Origin of the sequence: Paenibacillus sp. B01 (assembly GCF_009649995.1) — a bacterium.
Taxonomy (GTDB): Bacteria; Bacillota; Bacilli; order Paenibacillales; family Paenibacillaceae; genus Paenibacillus_O; species Paenibacillus_O pasadenensis.
In genome coordinates this window covers 3,139,290-3,160,257 of sequence record NZ_CP045802.1, presented here as the reverse complement: position 1 = coordinate 3,160,257, position 20,968 = coordinate 3,139,290, and the positions used below count along the sequence as shown (strand labels likewise).

20 protein-coding genes are annotated in these 20,968 nt (G+C 65.5%); 12 read left to right on the top strand and 8 right to left on the bottom strand.

All coding sequences use genetic code 11. The annotated features are described in order from the left end of the window. Window positions 1–14 precede the first annotated feature (14 nt). Together GE073_RS13550 and GE073_RS13545 are read left to right on the top strand one after the other, a co-directional pair. On the top strand, window positions 15–1,064 hold the full coding sequence (locus GE073_RS13550) for a M42 family metallopeptidase (RefSeq protein ID WP_153783692.1): 1,050 nt from the start codon (window positions 15–17) through the stop codon (window positions 1,062–1,064). A gap of 61 nt (window positions 1,065–1,125) precedes the next feature. Then, on the top strand, window positions 1,126–1,731 hold the full coding sequence (locus tag GE073_RS13545; protein WP_028597280.1) for a thymidine kinase: 606 nt from the start codon (window positions 1,126–1,128) through the stop codon (window positions 1,729–1,731). Between the two features lie 148 nt (window positions 1,732–1,879). Here GE073_RS13545 and GE073_RS13540 read toward each other — a convergent pair whose 3' ends face one another. Then, window positions 1,880–2,017: a hypothetical protein gene (locus GE073_RS13540; protein WP_153783691.1), complete on the bottom strand. Its 138-nt coding sequence runs from the start codon at window positions 2,015–2,017 to the stop codon at window positions 1,880–1,882. A 157-nt stretch (window positions 2,018–2,174) separates the two neighbouring features. Here GE073_RS13540 and GE073_RS13535 point away from each other — a divergent pair, with 157 nt between their 5' ends. Beyond that, window positions 2,175–2,435 carry an HPr family phosphocarrier protein gene (locus GE073_RS13535; protein ID WP_028597279.1) on the top strand — a complete coding sequence of 87 codons (261 nt, stop codon included), beginning with the start codon at window positions 2,175–2,177 and terminating at the stop codon, window positions 2,433–2,435. A 21-nt stretch (window positions 2,436–2,456) separates the two neighbouring features. On the opposite strand, the gene GE073_RS13530 is transcribed toward GE073_RS13535, so the two are convergent. Continuing rightward, window positions 2,457–3,476: a DMT family transporter gene (locus tag GE073_RS13530; protein WP_228551509.1), complete on the bottom strand. Its 1,020-nt coding sequence runs from the start codon at window positions 3,474–3,476 to the stop codon at window positions 2,457–2,459. A gap of 116 nt (window positions 3,477–3,592) precedes the next feature. Between GE073_RS13530 and GE073_RS13525 the strand changes: the two genes are divergently transcribed. Then, a complete protein-coding gene (locus GE073_RS13525; protein WP_028597278.1) occupies window positions 3,593–3,922 on the top strand; it encodes an antibiotic biosynthesis monooxygenase in 330 nt (109 codons plus the stop codon). Between the two features lie 84 nt (window positions 3,923–4,006). Beyond that, window positions 4,007–4,222, top strand: coding sequence for a hypothetical protein (locus tag GE073_RS13520; protein ID WP_153783690.1), 216 nt, complete (start codon window positions 4,007–4,009; stop codon window positions 4,220–4,222). A 12-nt stretch (window positions 4,223–4,234) separates the two neighbouring features. Here the strand turns inward: GE073_RS13520 and GE073_RS13515 are convergent, their stop codons facing one another. Further along, a complete protein-coding gene (locus GE073_RS13515; protein ID WP_052332907.1) occupies window positions 4,235–4,948 on the bottom strand; it encodes an HAD family hydrolase in 714 nt (237 codons plus the stop codon). Between the two features lie 175 nt (window positions 4,949–5,123). Here GE073_RS13515 and GE073_RS13510 point away from each other — a divergent pair, with 175 nt between their 5' ends. Then, on the top strand, window positions 5,124–5,801 hold the full coding sequence (locus tag GE073_RS13510) for a Na-translocating system protein MpsC family protein (protein WP_228551508.1): 678 nt from the start codon (window positions 5,124–5,126) through the stop codon (window positions 5,799–5,801). Between the two features lie 119 nt (window positions 5,802–5,920). Beyond that, the gene (locus GE073_RS13505; RefSeq protein WP_101809156.1) at window positions 5,921–7,021 is read left to right on the top strand and encodes an ATP-binding protein; all 1,101 of its coding nucleotides are present in this window, start codon (window positions 5,921–5,923) and stop codon (window positions 7,019–7,021) included. A gap of 26 nt (window positions 7,022–7,047) precedes the next feature. On the opposite strand, the gene glsA is transcribed toward GE073_RS13505, so the two are convergent. Continuing rightward, window positions 7,048–7,989 carry a glutaminase A gene (gene glsA, locus GE073_RS13500; RefSeq protein WP_028597274.1) on the bottom strand — a complete coding sequence of 314 codons (942 nt, stop codon included), beginning with the start codon at window positions 7,987–7,989 and terminating at the stop codon, window positions 7,048–7,050. 139 nt (window positions 7,990–8,128) lie between these two features. Between glsA and GE073_RS13495 the strand changes: the two genes are divergently transcribed. Continuing rightward, complete coding sequence (locus GE073_RS13495; protein ID WP_164820165.1) at window positions 8,129–9,469, top strand: PDZ domain-containing protein; 1,341 nt, start codon at window positions 8,129–8,131, stop codon at window positions 9,467–9,469. Window positions 9,470–9,566: 97 nt separating this feature from the next. Here the strand turns inward: GE073_RS13495 and GE073_RS13490 are convergent, their stop codons facing one another. The 4 genes from GE073_RS13490 to GE073_RS13475 are packed head-to-tail and all read right to left on the bottom strand — an operon-like array spanning window position 9,567 to window position 12,870. After that, window positions 9,567–10,448 carry an SDR family oxidoreductase gene (locus GE073_RS13490; RefSeq protein ID WP_153784736.1) on the bottom strand — a complete coding sequence of 294 codons (882 nt, stop codon included), beginning with the start codon at window positions 10,446–10,448 and terminating at the stop codon, window positions 9,567–9,569. Window positions 10,449–10,492: 44 nt separating this feature from the next. Next, entirely contained in the window at window positions 10,493–11,458 is a 966-nt protein-coding gene (locus tag GE073_RS13485) for an electron transfer flavoprotein subunit alpha/FixB family protein (RefSeq protein ID WP_153783689.1), read from the bottom strand. A gap of 17 nt (window positions 11,459–11,475) precedes the next feature. Further along, window positions 11,476–12,237: an electron transfer flavoprotein subunit beta/FixA family protein gene (locus tag GE073_RS13480; protein WP_153783688.1), complete on the bottom strand. Its 762-nt coding sequence runs from the start codon at window positions 12,235–12,237 to the stop codon at window positions 11,476–11,478. Between the two features lie 51 nt (window positions 12,238–12,288). Beyond that, a complete protein-coding gene (locus GE073_RS13475; protein WP_153783687.1) occupies window positions 12,289–12,870 on the bottom strand; it encodes a fatty acid metabolism transcriptional regulator FadR in 582 nt (193 codons plus the stop codon). A gap of 186 nt (window positions 12,871–13,056) precedes the next feature. Here GE073_RS13475 and GE073_RS13470 point away from each other — a divergent pair, with 186 nt between their 5' ends. The 4 genes from GE073_RS13470 (at window position 13,057) to GE073_RS13455 (ending at window position 20,956) form a co-directional block, all read left to right on the top strand. Then, window positions 13,057–15,324: a (Fe-S)-binding protein gene (locus GE073_RS13470; RefSeq protein WP_194843367.1), complete on the top strand. Its 2,268-nt coding sequence runs from the start codon at window positions 13,057–13,059 to the stop codon at window positions 15,322–15,324. A gap of 171 nt (window positions 15,325–15,495) precedes the next feature. Further along, complete coding sequence (locus GE073_RS13465) at window positions 15,496–17,895, top strand: 3-hydroxyacyl-CoA dehydrogenase/enoyl-CoA hydratase family protein (RefSeq protein ID WP_153783686.1); 2,400 nt, start codon at window positions 15,496–15,498, stop codon at window positions 17,893–17,895. A gap of 40 nt (window positions 17,896–17,935) precedes the next feature. After that, on the top strand, window positions 17,936–19,120 hold the full coding sequence (locus GE073_RS13460) for an acetyl-CoA C-acyltransferase (protein ID WP_153783685.1): 1,185 nt from the start codon (window positions 17,936–17,938) through the stop codon (window positions 19,118–19,120). A 54-nt stretch (window positions 19,121–19,174) separates the two neighbouring features. Then, window positions 19,175–20,956, top strand: a complete 1,782-nt coding sequence (locus GE073_RS13455; protein WP_153783684.1) for an acyl-CoA dehydrogenase family protein — start codon at window positions 19,175–19,177, stop codon at window positions 20,954–20,956. Window positions 20,957–20,968: the final 12 nt, after the last annotated feature.

Here is a 20,968-nt window from a genome sequence, read left to right as displayed (position 1 = left end):
AGGAGCGGGCCGCGATGACAAGAACAATATGGAAGGACCGGCTGGACCGGGACTATATGCTGGGCCAGCTGAAGCTGCTGCTGGAGACGCCGAGCCCGAGCGGGTTCTGCGCCGCCATCATGGACAAGATCGAGGCCGAGGCGGGCCGTCTCGGATTCCCGTTCGAGCGCACGCCCAAGGGCAACGGCCTGATCGACCTCGGCGGCGAGGGCGGCGAGCCGCTGCTGCTGACGGCGCATGTCGACACGCTCGGGGCGATGGTGCGCTCGGTCAAGGGCGACGGCAAGCTGCGCATGACGCCGATCGGCGGCTACGACATGTCGACGGTGGAGGGCGAATACTGCCTCGTCCATACGCGCGACGGGCGCATCTATGAGGGCACCGTGCTGTCGACGATGCCTTCGGTCCACGTCTATCCGGATGCGCGCTCGCAAAAGCGGGACGAGGCGAGCATGGAGGTGCGGCTCGACGCCGACAGCGCGAGCCGCGCCGAGACGCTGGCGCTCGGCATCGCGCCGGGAGATTTCGTCTCCTGGGATCCGCGCGTACGGATGCTCGACAGCGGCTGGATCAAGTCGCGCCATCTCGACGACAAGGCGAGCGTCGCCGCGCTGCTGGCGCTCATGGAGGCGGTCCGCCGCGGCGGGCTGCAGCTGAAGCGTCCGGTCAAGCTGCTCGTCTCGACCTATGAAGAGGTCGGCCACGGCAGCTCCTGGGTGCCGGCCGACACGGTCGAGATGATCGCGGTCGACATGGGGGCGATGGGCGACGATCTGAGCGCGACCGAGAAGGATGTGTCGATTTGCGCCAAGGACTCGTCCGGCCCGTACGACTACGGGATGACGTCGCGGCTGATCGCCCTCGCCGGCGACCAGTCGATCCCGCATGCCGTCGACATCTATCCATTCTACGGCTCGGATGCGAGCGCTGCTCTGCGCGGAGGCGCGAACATCCGCGCCGCGCTCATCGGACCGGGCGTGCATGCCTCCCACGGCATGGAGCGCACCCATGCCGAAGCGGTGCTCGGAACGGCTGCGCTGCTGCTGGCATACATCATGGACTAGAGGAAGCGCCGTCCGCGCAGGCGGACGGCAGCTTTCGAAGCGGGAGCAGGAGGGAGCCGGATTGGCGCAGCTTTATTTCAAGTACGGCACGATGAACAGCGGGAAGTCGTTCGAGATCATCAAGGTCGCCCACAACTACGAGGAGCAGGGCAAGGCGGTGCTCATTTTCTCGCCGGCGATCGACACCCGCAGCGGCAAGGACGAGGTCGGCTCGCGGGTCGGCTTCAAGCGCAAGGCGATTCCCGTCGGCGCGGCTACGGATCTGTACGAGCAGGTCGCGGCGCATCAGCCGCCGGGAGCCGAGAAGCGGATCTACTGCGTGCTCGTGGACGAGGCGCAGTTTTTGAGCCGGACGCATATCGACCAGCTGACGCGCGTCGTCGACGAGCTGAACGTGCCCGTCATGGCGTTCGGCCTCAAAAACGATTTTCGCAACGAGCTGTTCGAGGGCAGCTATTATCTGCTCGCCCAGGCGGACAAGATCGAGGAGATCAAGACGATCTGCTGGTTCTGCGACCGCAAGGCGACGATGGTCATCCGCTATGTGGACGGCCGTCCGGCGAACGAAGGCGCGCAGATCCACATCGGCGGCAACGAGGACTACAAGCCGGTCTGCCGCAAATGCTACAAGGCCGCCTTCGCGCAGGAGGAAAAAGGCGGAGCCTGATCGTCCGCTCCCGCCGTATCGACGGCGACGCCGCTCCGGCCGGGATGCCGGCCGCCGTCGATGCGGCATGTCTTCGATCGGCATGAAAAAGCCTCCGCAAGCTGCCCTTAAGGGCGGTTTGCGGAGGCTTTTTCGCGCGTTCCGGATATCAGCGGCCCCGGTTTTTGCCGCGCTTGGCCTTGCGGCTCAGCCACAGCACCCAGATGCCGACGCCGGCGACGACGGCCGCAGCCAGCACATAGAACAGAATGGCGTACAGCCTGTCCTCGAATGGGGTCATCATCATGTCGCATCGCCTCCGTTCTTCTCTCTCATCTTTACCCGATGCGCGCCGCTTTAAGCCTCCATTCCGATCCGCATGGAGGAACCTTTGGCGGCAAGCCGAATATCAATACCAAGAAGAGGGAAGCAAGCCCATTATCGTCAAGGGAAGGTCAGAGAACATGAGAGTGCATGAATTCACCATCCAGGCCGATTTTGGCCGCGAGGACCTGACGCGCCTGTCGGCGGAGGCGGCGAGGTTCCAGTCCGACATCAAGCTGGAATTCGCGAACGGCGACAACATCAATATCGTCGATGTCAAAAGCCTGCTCGGCATGCTGCTGCTGCCGATCCGCAGCGGGACCGAGGTGCTGCTGCGCGTGCGCGGGAAGGACGAGGAAGAAGCGTTCGCCTTCATGCTGGACGCGCTCGAGAAGGAGTAGCCCGGCGCTGCCCGGGAGCCGTCAGGGCGCGGCCGAAGCGGCCGCCGAAGCAGCCGGAGCGGCTGGGGCCGCCGGAGACGCCGGGGCTGCCGCAGAGTCGTCTGCGTGCGGCTCCGTGCCGGCGGCTTCCTTGGGAGCGGCGGCCGGCAGCGGGCCGGAGCTCTCTCCGCGCAGGTAGATGACGAAGCCGGCCATCATGACGGCGCCTCCGATCAGCTGGCCGGCGGAGAGCGTCTCGCCGAACAGCAGCAGGGCGAGCAGGCTGGCGCCGATCGGCTCGGCGAGCACCGTCATCGAGACGGTCGTTGCCCGCAGATGCTGCAGCAGCCAGTTGAACAGCAGATGGCCGAATACGGTCGGGATGACCGCGAGCAGCAGGAACAGGACCCATTCGCGAGGCGGATAGGCGGTCATCGAGTAGCCCATGGCGCCGTTGTAGCCGGCGAACAGGACAGTCGTCACGCCGAACACGATCAGGCTGTAGACGAACGACGGCATCCGCTCGAGCAGCCGCTTGGCGAGGATCATATTGAAGGCGATCGCGACGGTCGACAGCAGCGACAGCGCGTCGCCGAAAAAGGCTTCGCGCGACAGGCCGAAGTCGCCGGAGCTGACGAGGACGGCGCCGCCGATCGAGACGGCCATGCCGGCGACGGCGAGCTTGCCGAGCCGGTCGCGAAGGAAGAAGAACGCGAGCGCAGCGACAAAAGCGGGCTCCAGCGTCAGCATGATCGTCGAGCTGGCGATCGACGTATAGGACAGGGACGCCATCCAGAGCAGGAAGTGCAGCGCCAGGAAAAAGCCGGCTCCGGCGAGCAGCGCCCAGTCCCGGACCGTCAGCCTGCGGATCGCGGGGAGCTGCTTCCAGGCGAAGGGAAGCATGAGCAGAAACGTAAGCAGCATGCGGTATTGGCCTTGCACGGATACCGGCGCTTCGGAAAAGCGCACGAGAATCGGCGCGAAGGAAATCGCGGCCATGCCGACGAGCAACGGGACGACAAGCGGGATTCGGATTCTAGTTGTAGGTGACATAAGCTTCATTGTACGGCGCGCCCCTTCCATGATCAAGATGCTGGACGCTCGTTTGACAGTGATAATGATTATCAATTAGACTGGAATCGAGCCGGAATTCATGGAATGGGAAAGAAGGAATGCAGATGCTGGTCATCCAACGCAGGATCAAGGTGAAGGAAGGACATGCCGCTCAGGTGGTCGAGCGGTTCAGCAAGCCGGGGCCGGTGCAGGAGTTCGACGGCTTCGTCGACATCCAGATTTTGCAGAAGGTCGTGCGCCGCGGCGAGGAGGAGGTCATCGTCCAGATCCGCTGGGAATCGGAGCAGGCGTGGAAAAACTGGGAGAAGAGCGACGTCCATATCCAGGGCCATCGCAACAGCCGCGGGCAGGAGAAGCCCGACTACGTGCTGGAGACCGAGGTTTCCCGCTACGAGCTCGCAGCGGTCAAGGAGCCGATCCGCAAGGGTACGTGATTTGTCACATTTATAGCCCGAAAGAGCCATCGCCGACCCTCCCCGATCCGTTACACTAGGAGCAGGAAGGAGTGGCTTTGAACGATGCACGCAGAATCCTCGACTCCGGTAGACTGGTTTTATTTGAGCTTATTCGCCGTCCTTATGATCGGCATGCTTGTTTTGTTCTGGTTCGGCTTCAAGAAGCTGGACGATTCCGACGACGAAGAGGAAGAGTTCGGCGATGGCCGGCATGCCGCGCCGTCGCCGTCGCCAGGCGAGAGCGGCGCTTCGCTGTTCGATGACAAAGACCGCTCCTAGGAGCGGTCTTTGTCATCGGGGCGGCAACGACTCGTCCGGGGCGGGCCGCCAGGAGGCGAGCCAGCCCTCGAGCTCGCCGATGACGTCGATGACGCCGTCGGGAAGGCTGATCCGGGACGGGCTGTACTGCCGCAGCGCCAGCCCTTGGCGGACCCAGACGGCCCTCATGCCGAGATGCTTGGCCGGCACGATATCGTTGTCGATGCGGTCTCCGACCATGAGCGAGCGCTCGGGCGGACAGCCGGTCGCCTGCAGCGCGTACTCGTAGAGCTTCGGGTCGGGCTTGGCCAGGCCCAGCTCGGCGGAGGCGAACACCTCGTCGATATGCTCCAGCAGGCCGTAGCTGCGCAGCCGGTCCGCCGTGCCGGCGCTCTGGTTGGCGATGATGCCGATTCGATAGTCGCGGCGCAGCCGCTTCAGGATGCCGAGCGCGTCCGGAAACGGCCGGTCGAGCTCCTTGCGGTACTTCATCTCGGACCAGATCGCGCGGCGCAGCTCGCCATCCGGGAACAGCTCCTGCAGGATGTCGGCCATCGGGAACGGCGAGAAGCGCCGATGCGCTTCCATCCACAGCTCGCGCACCTGCTCGCGCCGGACGGCGATGCCGCGGCGTCCAGCGGCGGCGATGAGCTGGCGGGTGATGTCCTCGATCGGCTCGGATTCGTCGACGAGCGTTTCGCCGACGTCGAAAAAGATCCATTTCAACGGATGGGTAGTGTTGTCCATAATTCGTATCCTATCATGCTCTGCCGATTGCGAACAAGCAGAAGCAAACAGATGACGGAAACATTTCGCGTATGCTATAATACGATTCGTTCCCGAATGATTCGGAACTTATTTTTGTGGTTAATAGGAGAGTCGGGGAAGAAGGATGAGTTCAGTCTTGGAGAACCGCATGGCTATGACTCAGCTTACGAGCCAGATGGGGAAGCTGCTCCGGGACCGCTTCGGCAAAGGGCCGGAGTCGATTTACGTTTCCGCCAACGAGGTATGTGTAAGCATGCATTTCCGCCAGTTCGTCAGCGTCGTGGAGAAAATAATGCTCCAGCAGAACAAGGACGAGGCCGTCAGGGATACGCGGCAGCTGGTGATGGACCTGATCGTGCCGGAGTTCAAGGCTTTGATCCTCCGTACGTTAGGTCTCGAGCTTCAGCACATTTATTACGACTGGAACCTGGACAACCACTCCGGCATCATGATCGGCCTCGTCGACAGCTCGCTGTTCGACCGCTATCAGGAATCGTACCGCGGCAAGGAGTACATCCACCGCCAAGTCGAGCGCATCTCGGCCGAAGCCGAGAAGATGCCCGATGCCATGCATTCGTTCTGGACCAACGCGCGCACGCTCGTCATCGTCCGCTCCGGCATCCTGATCAAGCTTGAGAAGGAGCTGCTGAGAGCCGGCTACGAGCCCGCCCTGAGGGTCGCCAAGCGAGCGCTTGAAAAATCGCTGCTGGTGACCGAGGTCGATATGATCGAGGCGCTCGGACGCACGTCCGACGGGATTTATCTGGATTGGAAGTTCGATCAGGACCAGAGCATCATCGTATTCACCTTTCCGTCCGAAACATCGACTTAATGAACAGATGGCCGTTGCCACGCTGAACATGAGCCGAGGAAACAGCCGTCCACCGTGACGGCTTGCTCCGAGGCTCTATTTGTTTTTTGGGAAAAGGAAAGGAGAGAAAGTAGGAGAGAATGATGGAGAGAAAAGGCCATATCGACGAAGCGAGCCTGCCTCGGGCAGAGGTCCGGCAGGCGCAGGACGAGCTGAATCTCGTGCTGCAGGAGCTGAGCGCAGCCGTGCAGGCGGACGCTTATTACATAGCCGACGAGACGGGAGAGGGCGACTGCGTCGTCGCGCTTCATCATGCCGGAGAGCCGGTGCTGCATCTGGGCATGGTGCTCCCCCTCGCGGAGGCGCCGGAGGAGGAGGATGTCGTGCTCCGCTTCCATCGCATTCAGGTCCGGATCGCCGAGGAGGCGGCAGACGTCAAGAAGCTCGGCATGCTGCGGAAGGAGCGTTCGTTCAGCGGAGAGGAGAAAGACCGCCTGCTCCGCGCCGCCGATTCGCGGGCGGTCCTCGCACCGGCCGCGGGCCGGCCGGTCGAGAGCGGTTCGTCTGGATTGCCGGACGGCGGCGCAGCCGCAGCAGGTCCGGCTTTGATCACGAAGGGGGAGCGGCTGCGCCAGCTCGCCTTTGACATGATGAACGGGCTGACCAACATCGACGGCATGGCGCAGCTGCTGGCGGATACGACGCTCGACCAGAGCCAGCTCGACATGCTCGACGAGCTGCGGATGAACGCGGAGCATCTCGCCTCGCTCGCCCAGACGCTGTTGAAGCATGCCGATCAGGAGGACAGCTGGGTGGGCTTCGACGAGCATCCGTTCTCGATCCTCGATCTATCCAAGGAGCTGACGGACAAGCACGGCGAGTCGGAATCTCCGAGCCGCCTGACCTGCTGGGTGTCGGCGGAGGTGCCCCATCAGGTGCATGGGCGCAAGGAGCAGCTGGCCGAGCTGCTCGATCTGCTGCTGCAGATCGCCCGGGAGGAGCCCGAGGTCGGAAGCACCCGGCTCAACATCCATGTCAACTCGGTCAATTCGCAGGACGGCCAGCTCGATCTGTTGATTCAGCTGCTGCTCGACCGGCAGGGAGGGAGCGGACCGGGCTCCGCCGCCTGGCGGAGCGAGGCGAAGCGGATCGTCGAGCTTAACGGCGGAGAGCTGTGGGAGCAAGAAGGCGACGCGGGCTGGGGCTTGCATATGACCTTCCAGGTGCGGCGCGCCGGCTAGCGCCGCGCCGAGACGAGCTTCGATAGTCAAAACAAGCTCCAGTCGAATTCCTTGGACAGCGTCTCGAGCAGATGCACGCCGGCGATGCTGTTGCCGTGCCGGTTCAGCGAAGGGCCGACGACGCCGATGCCCGCGCGGCCCGGCAGCAGGGCGAGGATGCCGCCGGATACGCCGGATTTGGCCGGCAGGCCGACGTCGATCGCGAACTCGCCCGAGCCGTTGTACATGCCGCAGGTGACCATGAACGTCTTGGCAATCTGCACGAAGCGGCGCGGAATGAGCCGCTCGCCGCTGACCGGATCGAGCCCGTCCAGCGACAGCACGAGCGCCATGCGGGCGAGCTGGCCGCAGTCGACGAGCAGCGAGCAATGCTTGAAGTACACCTCGAGCACATCCTCGACGGCGCTCTCGAGCACGCCGTTGTCCGTCAGGAAATACGCCATCGAGCGGTTGAGATGGCCGGAGCTGGATTCGGAGCGGTACGTCGCCTCGTCCAGCTCGAGCGGCCCGCCGCCGGCGAGTCGGCCGAGGAAAGCGGCGATCCGCTCCGACTTCTCCTCGTTTGACGAGCCGGCTATGAGCGAGCTGATGACGATCGCGCCGGCATTGATGAGCGGATTGAACGGGATGCCCGGCTGCACGAGCTCGAGCTTCAGCATGCTGTTGAAGCTGTCCCCGGTCGGCTCCATGCCGACCTTGCTGAAGACGCGCTCCTCGCCGTTGTCCATCAGCGCGAGCATGAGCGTGAACACCTTGGAGATGCTCTGCATCGTGAACCGCTGGCCGCAGTCACCTGCGGACAGCGACTTGCCGTCCGCGGCCAGGATGTGGAATCCGAGCGCCTCCGGATCGGCTTTGGACAGCTCGGGAATATAGGAGGCGACTTTGCCGAGCGGCGCGATGCCGCGGGCCTCTTCCATCCAGCGGGGAAGTCCGGCGTTGATGGCGTTCCAATTCAGTTCGTTCATGGCGGGCTCAACCTTTCTGTCGCAGCGCTTTGCTTCATTGTACCATGCGTCCCCCCGCAGTTTGAAATCGGCTCGGCGTCTCCTGTATGCTTAGGAAAGGAAAGAACAGGGAATGACGCGGAAACGGGGCGTGGTGGGCTTGAACAATCGTTGGTATGTCGCATCGTTCGCGGCGGCGCTGGCCGTCGCGGCATGCGGTCCGCTCGTCTGGCTGGCCGACCCGGTGCGCGCAGGCGGGCTGTACTGGATCGATCTGCTGGAGGCGCTGGCCCGCGCCTGCGCGCTGATCCCGCTCTGCTGGACGGTCGGAGCTTACCGGGCGTGGAGCCGGACCGGCCGCAGGCGGCTCGGCTGGCTGCGGCTGCCGATCGCGGCCGGCGGGCTGCTCGCCGCGTGCCTGCTGCTGGCGGCGCCGGAGCGGCTCGGCTTTCTCGCCTGGACCTGCGGCTTGACGGCCGCGCTCGTGCTGCTCGATGCGGCGCTCGAGGAGCGGAGCCGGCGCAGCGTTCCGTACGGCACGCTCGGCTTTGCCGCCGCCGTCCTGCTGCTCGGAGCGGCGCTGCTTTATCCGATGCCGTATTCGGCGATTACGCCGGGCTTCACCCTCAGCATGAGCCGTTACGCCCAGGTGGAGGGCGGGCATGCGGCAGGCTCGCTCGAAGGCGTGCTCGTCATCGAGCGGCCCGCGTTTCCGATCGACTGGCTCGCGGCCGCGCTGCTGCCGCAGATGAGGCTGGAGAAGCGCGATACGAGCATCCCGATCTCGGAAATCCAGCGCCAGGTCCATATCCAGCGGGCCGGCGCCAATGAGGTCGGCACCGCCGTCGCGCTCCAGAAGCTGGGCCTCGGCCAAGGCGTCCTGCCGCAGGGCGTGCAGGTGCTCGCCGTGCAGGAGGGCGGTCCGGCGGAGGGCTTGCTGCAGCCAGGAGACCTGCTGCTGTCGGTAGACGGCCGGCAGGCGCGCACGACCGGCGAGCTGGCGGAGCGGATGGCGGACGTCGCGCCGGGCGAGCCGGTCAAGATCGGCTATGAGCGCGGGAGCGCCAAAGCCGTCGCCGTCATCCGCTCCAAGGCGTTGGACGAAGACCCGCAGCGCGCCGTGCTCGGCATTCAGGTGCAGGACCGGACCAAGGCCGATCTGACGCGGCGGATGGATTACCGGAGTTATCTGCTCTATCAGGGCGGTCCCTCGCACGGGGCGATGCTCGCGCTGTCCGTCATCGACCAGCTGACGCCGGGAGGCGTCGCCGGAGGCAACCGCGTCGCCGGCACCGGCACGATCGACGCGGCGGGCCGGATCGGCCGCATCGGAGGCATCGAGCAGAAAGCCTATGCGGTGCAGCGCGCCGGCGCGGACGTGTTTTTCGTGCCGGCCGGTCAGGAGGAGGACGCCCGCAAAGGGGCGGATCGCCTCAACATCGTGCCGGTCGCCACGCTCGACGACATGCTGGCTTGGCTGAAGGCGCATCCGAAGCGTTGATTTCATGAGCGTTCAAAACAGAAAAAACGGGAAGAAGCGGAGCGATGATCGCTCCGCTTCTTCCCGTTTTCGATTCGATTGACGGCGAGGCCGCGCTCTATTTGCCGCCCTTGCGGCTCAGCTCCGCAAGCTGGTCCCACTGCGGCTCGGTGACGGCCAGCAGGCCGTTGAACTGCCCGGCTCCCTGCAGCCACTCGCCGCCGTCGATCGTCACGCACTCGCCGTTCAGATAGCCGGCATAGTCGGAGACGAGATAGGAGGCCAGATCGGCCAGCTCCTCCTTGCTGCCGACGCGCTTCAGCGGGATGCGGTCGATCATGCCCTGGGCTAGCTCCGGCGTCGGCAGCAGCCGCGACCAGGCGCCCTCGGTCGGAAAAGGGCCTGGCGCGATCGCCACATGGCGGATGCCGTAGCGCGCCCACTCGACGGCGAGCGAGCGCGTCATCGCCAGCACGCCGGCCTTGGCGGCGGCCGAGGGCACGACGTAGGCGGAGCCGGTCTCGGCATACGTCGTCACGATGTTCAGCACCGTCCCTGGCCGTCCGGCGGCGATCCAGCGCTTGCCGAACTCCAGCGTCGCGTAGAACGTTCCGTGCAGCACGATGTTCAGCACGGCGTCGACGGCGCGATGCGAGAGCCGCTCGGTCGGGCTGATGAAATTGCCGGCGGCGTTGTTGACGAGGACGTCGATGCCGCCGAAGCGGGCGTCCAGCGCGTCTGCGAGCCGGGCGACCGCCTCGGGATCGCGGACGTCGCAGGCGTGGACGAAGACGTCGCAGCCGGCCTGCGCGAGCGCCGCCTCGGCCTCGCGCAGCTTCTCCTCCCGCCGCCCGGCCAGCGCGACGCGCGCGCCGAGCCGGCCGAAGCCTTCGGCCATCGCCCGACCGAGGCCGGTCGCGCCGCCGGTGACGAGAATCGTCTTGCCCGTCAGCAGGTCGGCCCGGAACGGGCCGGGCGCCGCCGCCGCCGGGCTCGGCATGGACGGAGCGGCGGCGTCCGCTCCGAGGCGCGGATCCGCCTCCATCAGGCGAGCACCTTGCGGAATTCCTCCGTCAGCAGCGGCACGACGTCGAACAGGTCGCCGACGATGCCGTAATCGGCGACCTTGAAGATCGGCGCCTCGGGGTCCTTGTTGATCGCGATGATGACGCGCGACTGGCTCATGCCGGCCAGATGCTGGATCGCGCCGCTGATGCCGCAGGCGATGTACACCTCGGGCGTCACGACCTTGCCGGTCTGGCCGATCTGCAGCGCGTAGTCGCAGTAGCCGGCGTCGCAGGCGCCGCGGGAGGCGCCGACGGCGGCGCCGAGCACGTCGGCGAGCTCCTCGAGCGGCTTGAAGCCGTCCGCGCTTTTCACGCCGCGTCCGCCGGAGATGACGATTTTCGCTTCGGCGAGGTCGACCTTGCCGCCGGCCTTGCGCACGACGTCGCGGACGATCGAGCGCAGGTCGGCCGGAGCCGCGTAGTCGCGGTCGACGACTTCGCCCGGCGCGGCGGCCGGCTCGGCCGGCGGAATGTTGTTCGGCCGCACGGTGACGACGCCCGAGCCGGAGAGGAAGCGCTTCTCCTCGAACGCCTTGCCGGCGTAGACCGGGCGCTTGTAGAGCTCGCCCTCGCCGATCGAGATGACGTCGGAAATCTGCCCGGCGCCGAGCAGCGCGGCGAGCTGCGGCGCGAGATCGCGGCCTTCGGCGGTATGGCCGAGATAGACGCGCGCCGGCTGCAGCTCCTCGAGCAGCCCTTTGACCGCCTGGAGATAGGCCGGAGCGTTGTAGCTGGCCAGCTCGGGATGGTCGACCGCATGCACCTTGCCGCCGACATAGCCGGCGAGCTCGGCGGCGAGCGCGGTGATGCCGCTGCCGATGATGACGGCCTGGACGTCGGCTCCTTCCCCGCGAGCGATGCGCGCGGCTTGAAGCGCTTCCAGCGAGACTTGGCGGAGCTTGCCTCCGCGGACTTCGGCGATGACGAGTACAGGTTGGCTCATCGTAATTCCTCCTCGGGTCAGATGGCTTTCGCTTCGGTGCGGAGCAGCTCGACCAGGCGCGCGGCCTGCTCGGCCGGCGATCCCGGAATCAGCTGGCCGGCGCCGCGCTCCGGCGGCAGGGAAAGGGAGACGCGCTCGGTAAGCGCTTCCACGGCGCTCAGGCCGAGATCGTCGAGCGACAACGTCTGGAACGGCTTCTTTTTCGCCTTCATGATGTTCGGCAGGGAAGGGTAGCGCGGCTCGTTGAGCCCTTGCTGCGCGGTGAAGAGGGCGGGCAGCGTCACTTCGAGCGTCTCCGTGTCGCCCTCGGCGTCGCGCCTCGCGGTCGCCGTGGAGCCGTCGATCCGCAGCGAGGTGATGGAGGAGACATGGGGCAGGCCGAGCCGGCTCGCCAGCCGCACCGCGACCTGGCCGCCGCCGCTGTCGACGGAGAAGTTGCCGCCGAGCACGAGATCGACGGATTGGCCGGACAGATACTTCTCCAGCGCGGCCGCGGCCGCGCCTTCGTCGGCGCCGATGCGCCCGTCGGTCAGCAGCACGGCCTCGTCGGCGCCCATGGCGAGCGCCTGCCGCAGCGCCTCCGCCGCCCGCTCCGGACCGACGGAGACGACGGTCACCTTGCCGCCGTGCTGGTCGCGCTGCTGCAGCGCTTCCTCGACGGCGTACTCGTCGTACGGATTGATGACGAACTTGACGCCGTCGTCCGACACGCGGCCGTCCTCGATGACGATCTTCTCCTCGGTATCGAACGTTTGCTTCAGCAGGACATAGATATTCATGCGCTCAGCTCCTCCTTGGTAGGTCGCGAATGGAATGGATCATTGCGGCGGCTATTTGAGCCCGCGCAGGAAAAACTCGACGGTCTTGCCGACCTGGGCGGTCAGCGAGTATTTCATGCCCGAAATGAGCCAGGACGTGACGACCTCGTCCATCGCCCCGAACAGCAGCAGGCGGGTCAGCTTCAGGTCCAGGTCCGGACGGAATTCTCCCTCTCTCACCCCTTTATCCAGAATATGCTCGATCAGCTCGATATACGGCTTGACGGCCAGCCCGATCGCCTTGCGCAGCTCCAGCGAGCTTTGGCGCAGCTCGATCTGCGTGACGTACGCGAGGTTCACGTTGCTCTCGAGCTCGGAATAGTGGATCTCGCATACGGCGCGCAGCGCCTCCTCGGCCGACGACGTTTCCCGCACGCGGGCGTTGAACCGTTCGACAAGGCTTCCGAGCTTCTCCTGGAACAAAGAAATGAGGATATCCTCTTTCTTTTTGAAATAAAGATAAATCGTACCGTCGGCGACGCCGGCTTCCTTGGCGATCTTCGACACCTGGGAGCCGTGGTAGCCGTTCTCCGCGATCACTTTGAGCGCGGCTTCCAGGATCAATTCATATTTTTCCTGCTTCCTACTTGTCATGGGCTGCACCTCGGTGGTAGTATTTACGTATGGTGAATGAATACTCATTCATTTTCTTCATCTTAGGGGATATGACACGGATTGTCAACGAAACGCTCCGGGTTCCGCTAAGATTTTTTCGTCTCCTATATGTAAGCGCTTCATATGGGGATGCCTGGAAGCCGCCAAGAAGAAAGGATGACCACCATGATCGGAGCATGGATTCAATTCGCGCTGTTCCTCGCCGTCACCGGCTACGGCGTCTACCTGTTCTACCGGGCCGTATACCATCGCTATCTTTATTTGAAGCTCGGACGTCCGGCCAAGCTGCCGGAGCAGGCGCCGGGGAGGATGAAGGAGTTCCTCGCGCAGGTATTCGGCCAGACCAAGCTGCTCAAGGACGTGAAGAGCGGCATCATGCATATCGTCATCTTCTACGGGTTCGTCATCCTGCAGCTCGGGGCGCTGGACCTCATCGTCAAAGGGCTGACCGGAGGCGGCCATCTGCCGATCCCGGGCTACGACCTGTTCAGCCTCGTGCAGGAGATCACCGTCGCGCTCATCCTGATCGCGATGGGCTACGCGGCCTACCGCCGCTACGGGGAGAAGCTGGCCCGCCTGAAGCGGGGGCTCAAGCCAAGCATCGTCGTCTTCTTCATCTTCGGCCTCATGCTGTCGGTCGTCCTCTCGCTCGCCTTCGAGCGGATCTGGCTCGGCATGGAGCCGTCGGGCTACGCGCCGATCTCCTCGCTGCTCGCGGCGGCAATGGGAGGACTGTCCGAGACCGCGGCCCATGTCCTGTTCCTCGTCTCCTGGTGGGCGCATCTGGTCATCCTGCTGTCTTTCCTCGTCTATGTCCCGCAGTCGAAGCATTTCCACATCATCACCGCGCCGATCAACATCTACCTGCGCCGCCAGGAGCCGGCGGGGCGGCTCGCCAAGCTCGACCTCGAGGACGAGGAGGCGGAGTCGTTCGGCGTCGGCCGGATCGAGGACTTCACACAGAAGCAGATGCTCGACTTCTACGCCTGCGTCGAATGCGGCCGCTGCACGAACGTCTGCCCGGCGGCGAGCACCGGCAAGGCGCTCTCGCCGATGCATCTGATCGTCAAGCTGCGCGACCATCTGATCGACAAAGGCGCGGCCGTCACCGGACGCTCGCCGTGGGTGCCGGCATTCGCCTTCGGCGCGCCGGATCCGGGCAAAGCCCATCTGTTCGAGCCGCGCAGCCTCGACCACGGACCGTCGCTGCTCGACCTCGCCGGCGGCGCGGGCAAGCAGGAAGTGGCGGCGGCCGCGGAGGCGGCCGGTTCCGCAGGCGTGCCATGGGCCGATCCCGGCCGCTCGATCACCGACATCCGCCCGACGCTCGCCTGGCAGAAGGCCGGCTGGACGGTGCAGGAGCGCAGGCCCGAGGAGGTCCAGCTGATCGGCGACGTCATGACCGAGGACGAGATCTGGGCGTGCACGACCTGCCGCAACTGCGAGGACCAGTGTCCGGTCGGCAACGAGCATGTCGACAAGATTATCGACCTGCGCCGCCATCTCGTGCTCATGGAGGGCAGCATGCCGCATGAAGGGCAGCGAGCGATGCAGAACATCGAGCGCCAGGGCAACCCGTGGGGCATCAGCCGCAGCGACCGCGTCAAATGGACCGGCGACGTCGAGGGCGTATCCGTCCCGACGGTCAAGGAGAACCCCGACTTCGAGCTGCTGTTCTTCGTCGGCTCGATGGGCTCGTACGACCTGCGCAGCCGCAAGATCTCGCGCGCCGTCGCGAGGCTGCTCCGCGAGTCAGGCGTCAGCTTCGCCATCCTCGGCAACGAGGAGCGCAATTCCGGCGACACGCCGCGCCGCCTCGGCAACGAGATGCTGTTCCAGCAGCTGTGCCAGGAGAACATCGAGACATTCCGGCGCTACGGCGTCAAGCGGATCGTCACCGCCTGCCCGCATACGTTCAATACGCTCAAGAACGAATACCCGGACTTCGGCCTCGAAGGCGTCGAGGTGCTGCATCACACGCAACTGTTCGCCGAGCTGCTGAAGGACGGCCGGCTGACCCCCGTCCACGAGGTGCGGGAGCGCATCACCTACCATGATTCCTGCTATCTCGGCCGCTACAACAACGTGTACGACGAGCCGCGCGAGGTGCTGCGCGCGATTCCCGGCGTCGAGCTCGTCGAGATGGCGCGCAGCCGCGAGAACGGCATGTGCTGCGGCGCGGGCGGCGGCCTGATGTGGATGGAGGAGACGAGCGGCAAGCGCGTCAACCTCGCCCGCACGGAGCAGGCGCTCGAGGTCAATCCGACGCTCATCAGCAGCGCCTGCCCGTACTGCCTGACGATGCTGGAGGACGGCACCAAGCTCAAGGAGGTCGACGAGCAAGTCAAGGCGCGCGATATCGCCGAGATTCTCGAGTTGGCCGTCTTCGGACCGGCCGCCTCCGCCGGCCGCCCGGAAGGAGCGGCCAGCTGACATGAGCGTCCCTTCCCGAGCGGTCCGGATGGCCCGGGCGCCTTAGGGCGCGGCTGCGTCCGCGCCCTGAGCCCCGGTCCGAGGCAGCGGCATTTCCGACCGATCCGCCGAACCGCCGTCACTGATGCAGATCCAACCGTGTCCAACCATGTCCAAGGAGGCAACATTACGATGAGCATAACGATCCGCAAGGCAGCCGTCATCGGCTCCGGCATCATGGGCTCCGGCATCGCCGCCCATCTGGCCAACGTCGGCATCCCGACGCTGCTGCTCGACATCGTGCCGAAGCAGCTGACCGCAGAGGAAGAGAAGAAGGGCTGGACGCTGGACCATCCCGCCGTGCGCAATCGCCTGGCCGCAGGCGCCGTCGCCAAGCTCGCCAAGACGAACCCGGCTCCGCTCTACGACCCCGCATTCGCGGAGCGCATCACGCCCGGCAACCTGGAGGACCATCTGGACGGCCTCGCGGACGTCGACTGGATCATCGAAGTCATCGTCGAGAACCTCGACGCCAAGCGCAGCCTGCTGGAGCGCGTCGAGTCGGTCTGGAAGCCCGGCACGATCGTCAGCTCCAACACGTCGGGCATCTCCATCAACGCGATGGCCGAAGGCCGCAGCGAGGCGTTCCGCCGCAGCTTCATGGGCACGCATTTCTTCAATCCGCCGCGCTACATGAAGCTGCTCGAGATCATCCCGGCGGCCGGCACCGATCCGCAGCTCGTGCAGCAGATGAAGCAGTTCGGCGAGACGGTGCTCGGCAAAGGCGTCGTCATCGCCAAGGATACGCCGAACTTCATTGCAAATAGGATCGGCACGTACGGGCTGCTCGTCACGCTTCAGGAGATGGAGCGGGGCGGCTATACGGTCGAGGAGGTGGACGCCTCGACCGGCCCGGCGCTCGGACGGCCGAAGAGCGCGACGTTCCGCACGCTCGACCTCGTCGGCCTCGACACGTTCCTCCACGTCGCGGACAACGTCCGGCTGAACGTGGACAGCGAGAGCGAGCGCCAGGCGTTCACGCCGCCGGCGTCGCTTACGGGACTCGTCGAGCGCGGCTGGCTCGGCGAGAAGAGCGGCCAAGGCTTTTACAAGAAGGTCAAAGGCGCGGGCGGCAAAAGCGAGATCCTCTCGCTCGACCTGAGGACGATGGAGCATGGCCCGCAGAAAAAAGCGGCGTCCGGCTCGCTCGAGGCGGCGAAGCTCGCCAAGGGCGCGCGCGAGAAGACAAAAGCGCTGCTCGGCGCCGGCGACCGCTACTCCGAGCTTGCCTGGAACGTGCTCAAGCAGGTGCTCGTCTACGCCGCCGAAAAGGTCGGCGAGATCGCGGACTCGATCCAGGAGATCGACGAGGCGATGAAATGGGGCTTCAACTGGGAGCTCGGCCCGTTCGAGACGTGGGACGCGATCGGCCTCGCGCGCTCGGTGGAGCGTATGGAGAAGGAAGGCACGTCGGTGCCGGACTGGGTCAAGGAATGGATCGCCGCCGGCAACACGAGCTTCTACCGCAAGCAGGACGGCAAGCGCTTCTATGCGAGCCGCGGCGAGTTCCGCCAAGCGGAGCAGGCTCCGGAGCTCATCGACCTGCGCGCCCTCAAGGAGCAGGGCAAGGTGGTCCAGGGCAACAGCGGAGCCAGCCTGATCGACCTCGGCGACGGCGTCGCCTGCCTCGAGTTCCACTCTCCGAACAACGCGATCGGCGGGGACATCCTGACGATGATCCAGCAGAGCGTGCAGGAGGTGCGGCAGAACTGGACCGGGCTCGTCGTCGCCAATCAGGGCCGCAACTTCTGCGTCGGCGCGAACCTGATGCTGCTGCTGATGGAGGCGCAGGACGAGGAGTGGGATGAGGTCGACGACATCATCCATCTGTTCCAGCAGAGCATGCTCAAGCTCAAGCGCCTCGACAAGCCGGTCGTGGCGGCGCCGCATCGGATGACGCTCGGCGGCGGCGTCGAGGCGTGCATGCCGGCCGACCAGGTCGTGGCGGCCGCGGAGACGTATTACGGCCTCGTCGAGGTCGGCGTCGGCCTCATCCCGGCAGGCGGCGGCTGCAAGGAATTCGCGCTGCGCGTCAGCCAGCAGGCCGGCCATCCGGAGGCGGATCTGCTGCCGCAGCTCGGACGCGTGTTCGAGACGGTCGGGCAGGCCAAGGTGTCGTCGAGCGGCCATGACGCCAAGCGTCTGGGCTACCTGCGCGGCGTCGACCGGATCGTGCCGAACCAGGACCATCTGATCTACGAGGCCAAGCAGGCCGTGCTGCAGCTGGCGGCGGACGGCTACCGGCTGCCGGCCGAGGAGCGGATCCGCATCGCCGGCTCCGAGGGCAAGGCGGCGCTGCAGCTGGCGGCGATCGGCATGCACGAGGGCGGCTACATCAGCGACCACGACCTGCTCATCGCCAAGAAGCTCGCCCATGTGCTGGCGGGCGGCGATCTGCCGGCCGGCACGCTCGTGACCGAGCAATACATGCTCGACCTGGAGCGCGAGGCGTTCCTGAGCCTGACCGGCGAGCCGAAGACGCAGGCGCGCATGCAGCACATGCTGTCCAAGGGCCGTCCGCTGCGCAATTAGAGCAATCGAGGTTCCAAGCGAAGAGGAGCGTGAGCATACAATGAGAGAAGCGGTAATCGTATCGATGGCTAGAACGGCGGTCGGCAGGGGCAAGAAGGGCAGCCTGCGGCAGACGCGCGCCGACGATCTCGGACGCGTCGTGCTGGACGAGGTCGTCCGCCGGGCGCCGGGGCTGAAGAAGGAGGACGTCGAGGACATCATCATCGGCTGCGCGATGCCCGAGGGCGAGCAGGGGCTGAACTTCGCCCGCATCATGTCGCTGTACGCCGGCTTCCCGGTGACGGTGCCGGCGCTGACGATCAACCGGTTCTGCTCGTCGGGGCTGCAGTCGATCGCCTTCGCCGCGGAGCGCATCATGACCGGCGGCGCGGACGTGCTGATCGCCGGCGGCGTCGAAAGCATGAGCCATGTGCCGATGACGGGCTTCAAAATCTCGCCGAACCCGCGCATCGTCGACGAGATGCCGGAGGTGTACATCGGCATGGGCCATACGGCCGAGCGCGTCGCCGAGCGGTTCGGCGTCTCCCGCGAGGACCAGGACCGGTTCGCCACCCGCTCGCATGCCAAGGCGGCGGCCGCGATCGCGGCCGGCAAGTTCGACGGCGAGATCGTGCCGGTCGAAGCGGAGCTCAAGGAGCTCGGCGAGAGCGGCAAGGTGAAGACGGAACGCTTCACGTTCCGCACCGACGAGGGCGTGCGCGCGGAGACGACGGCCGAGACGCTGGCGAAGCTGCGCCCGGCGTTCAAGCTCGGCGGCTCGGTGACGGCGGGCAACTCGTCGCAGGTGAGCGACGGCGCGGCGGCGGTCGTCATTATGAGCCGCGAGAAGGCCGACGAGCTCGGACTGAAGCCGCTGGCGACGTTCCGCTCGTTCGCGCTGGCGGGCGTTGAGCCGGAGATCATGGGCGTCGGCCCGGTCGAGGCGATCCCCAAGGCACTGCGGCGCGCCGGCATCCGGCAGGAGCAGGTCGAGCTGTACGAGATCAACGAGGCGTTCGCCTCCCAATGCCTGCACATCATCCGCGAGCTCGGCCTCGACGAGGAAAAGGTCAACGTCAACGGCGGCGCGATCGCGCTCGGCCATCCGCTCGGCTGCACCGGCACGAAGCTCAGCGTCTCGCTGATCAGCGAGCTCCAGCGCCGAGGCGGCGGCTACGGCGTCGTCAGCATGTGCATCGGCGGCGGCATGGGAGCCGCCGGCGTGTTCGAGGTCCATCCAGCCTGAGCGCAGGAGGACGTCCGGTCCATTTGAACCTACCATCCAAAGGAGAGACGAACCATGACGACCAAAAGCAAGGTGCTCGGAGGCAGCTTCATCATCGACGATCTCGATTTCAACGCCATTGTCATTCCGGAGGAGCTGACCGAGGAGCAGCGCATGATCGCCGAGACGACCGAGGACTTCGTCACCGGCGAGATCGAGCCGGTCGACGAGAAGATCGAGAAGCTGAGCTATGAGCTGACGGTCGAGAAGCTGCGCAAGGCCGGCGAGCTCGGCCTGCTCGGCGCCGACGTGCCGGAGGCTTACGGCGGCCTCGGACTCGACAAGGTGAGCAGCACGCTCATCAGCGAGAAGATGACGAAGGCGAGCGCGTTCGCCTTGTCGGCCGGCGCGCATGTCGGCATCGGCACGCTGCCGATCGTCTATTTCGGCAACGAGGCGCAGAAGCAAAAGTACCTGCCGAAGCTGGCGAGCGCCGAGCTGATCGCGGCGTACTGCCTGACCGAGCCGTCCTCCGGCTCCGACGCGCTCGGCGCGAAGGCGACGGCGGTGCTGAGCGAGGACGGCAGCCACTACGTGCTGAACGGCACGAAGCAGTTCATCACGAACGCCGGCTTCGCCGACGTGTTCATCGTCTACGCCAAGGTGAACGGCACCGACTTCAGCACGTTCATCGTCGAGCGTACGATGGAGGGCGTGAGCATCGGGCCGGAGGAGAAGAAGATGGGCATCAAGGGCTCGTCCACCTGCCCGCTTATCCTCGAGGACGTCAAGGTGCCGGTCGAGAACCTGCTTTGGGAAGTCGGCAAAGGCCATCTGATCGCCTTCAACATCCTCAACATCGGCCGCTACAAGCTCGCCGTCGGCTGCGTCGGCTCGGCCAAGGACGCGATCGAGTATTCCGCCAAGTACGCCAATGAGCGCACGCAGTTCGGCCGTCCGATCAGCAGCTTCCCGCTCGTCGGCAAGAAGCTGGCCGAGATGAACATCCGCACCTACGTCATGGAAAGCATGGTGTACCGCACCGCCGGCCTGTTCGACGTCGGCCTCGCCGACGTGGACTACGCGGCGGCGGATGTCGGCTACCAGTCCGCCAAGGCGATCGCCGAGTACCAGCTCGAGTGCTCGATCAACAAGGTGTTCGCCTCCGAGGGGCTCGACTTCGTCGCCGACGAAGGCGTGCAGATCCACGGCGGCTACGGCTTCACGCAGGAGTACCGCATCGAGCGCATCTACCGCGACTCGCGCATCAACCGCATTTTCGAAGGCACGAACGAGATCAACCGCCTGCTCATCCCCGGCACGCTGATCAAGCGCGCGATGAAGGGCGAGCTGCCTCTGCTGCAAAAGGCGATGAAGCTGCAGAACGAGCTGATGGAGCTGCGCGCCTCGAGCCTGCAGTTCGAGCAGCCGCTGGAGCTGGAGGCGCATCTGCTCGCCAGCGCCAAGAAGATCTTCCTCATGGCCGGCGCGTCGGCCGTGCAGAAGTACCAGACGAAGCTCGAGCAGGAGCAGGAGGTGCTGAGCAACCTCGCGGACATCATGATCGGCGTGTTCGCGATGGAAAGCGCGCTGCTGCGGACGCAGAAGCGGATCTCGCTGCAGGGCGGGGCGAAGGCGCAGCTCGGCGTCGACATGACGAGCGTGTTCGTGCAGGAGGAGTTCAGCCGCATCGCCGAGCTGGCCAAGGAGACGCTGGCGGCGATGGAGACGGGCGACATGCTCAAGACGCAGCTGTCCGTGCTGAAGAAGCTGACGAAAAACGGCGCCCTCGATACGGTGAAGCTGAAGCGCCGCATCGCTTCCCGGGTCATCGAGGCCGAACGGTACGTGCCATAGGCACAGATGGGG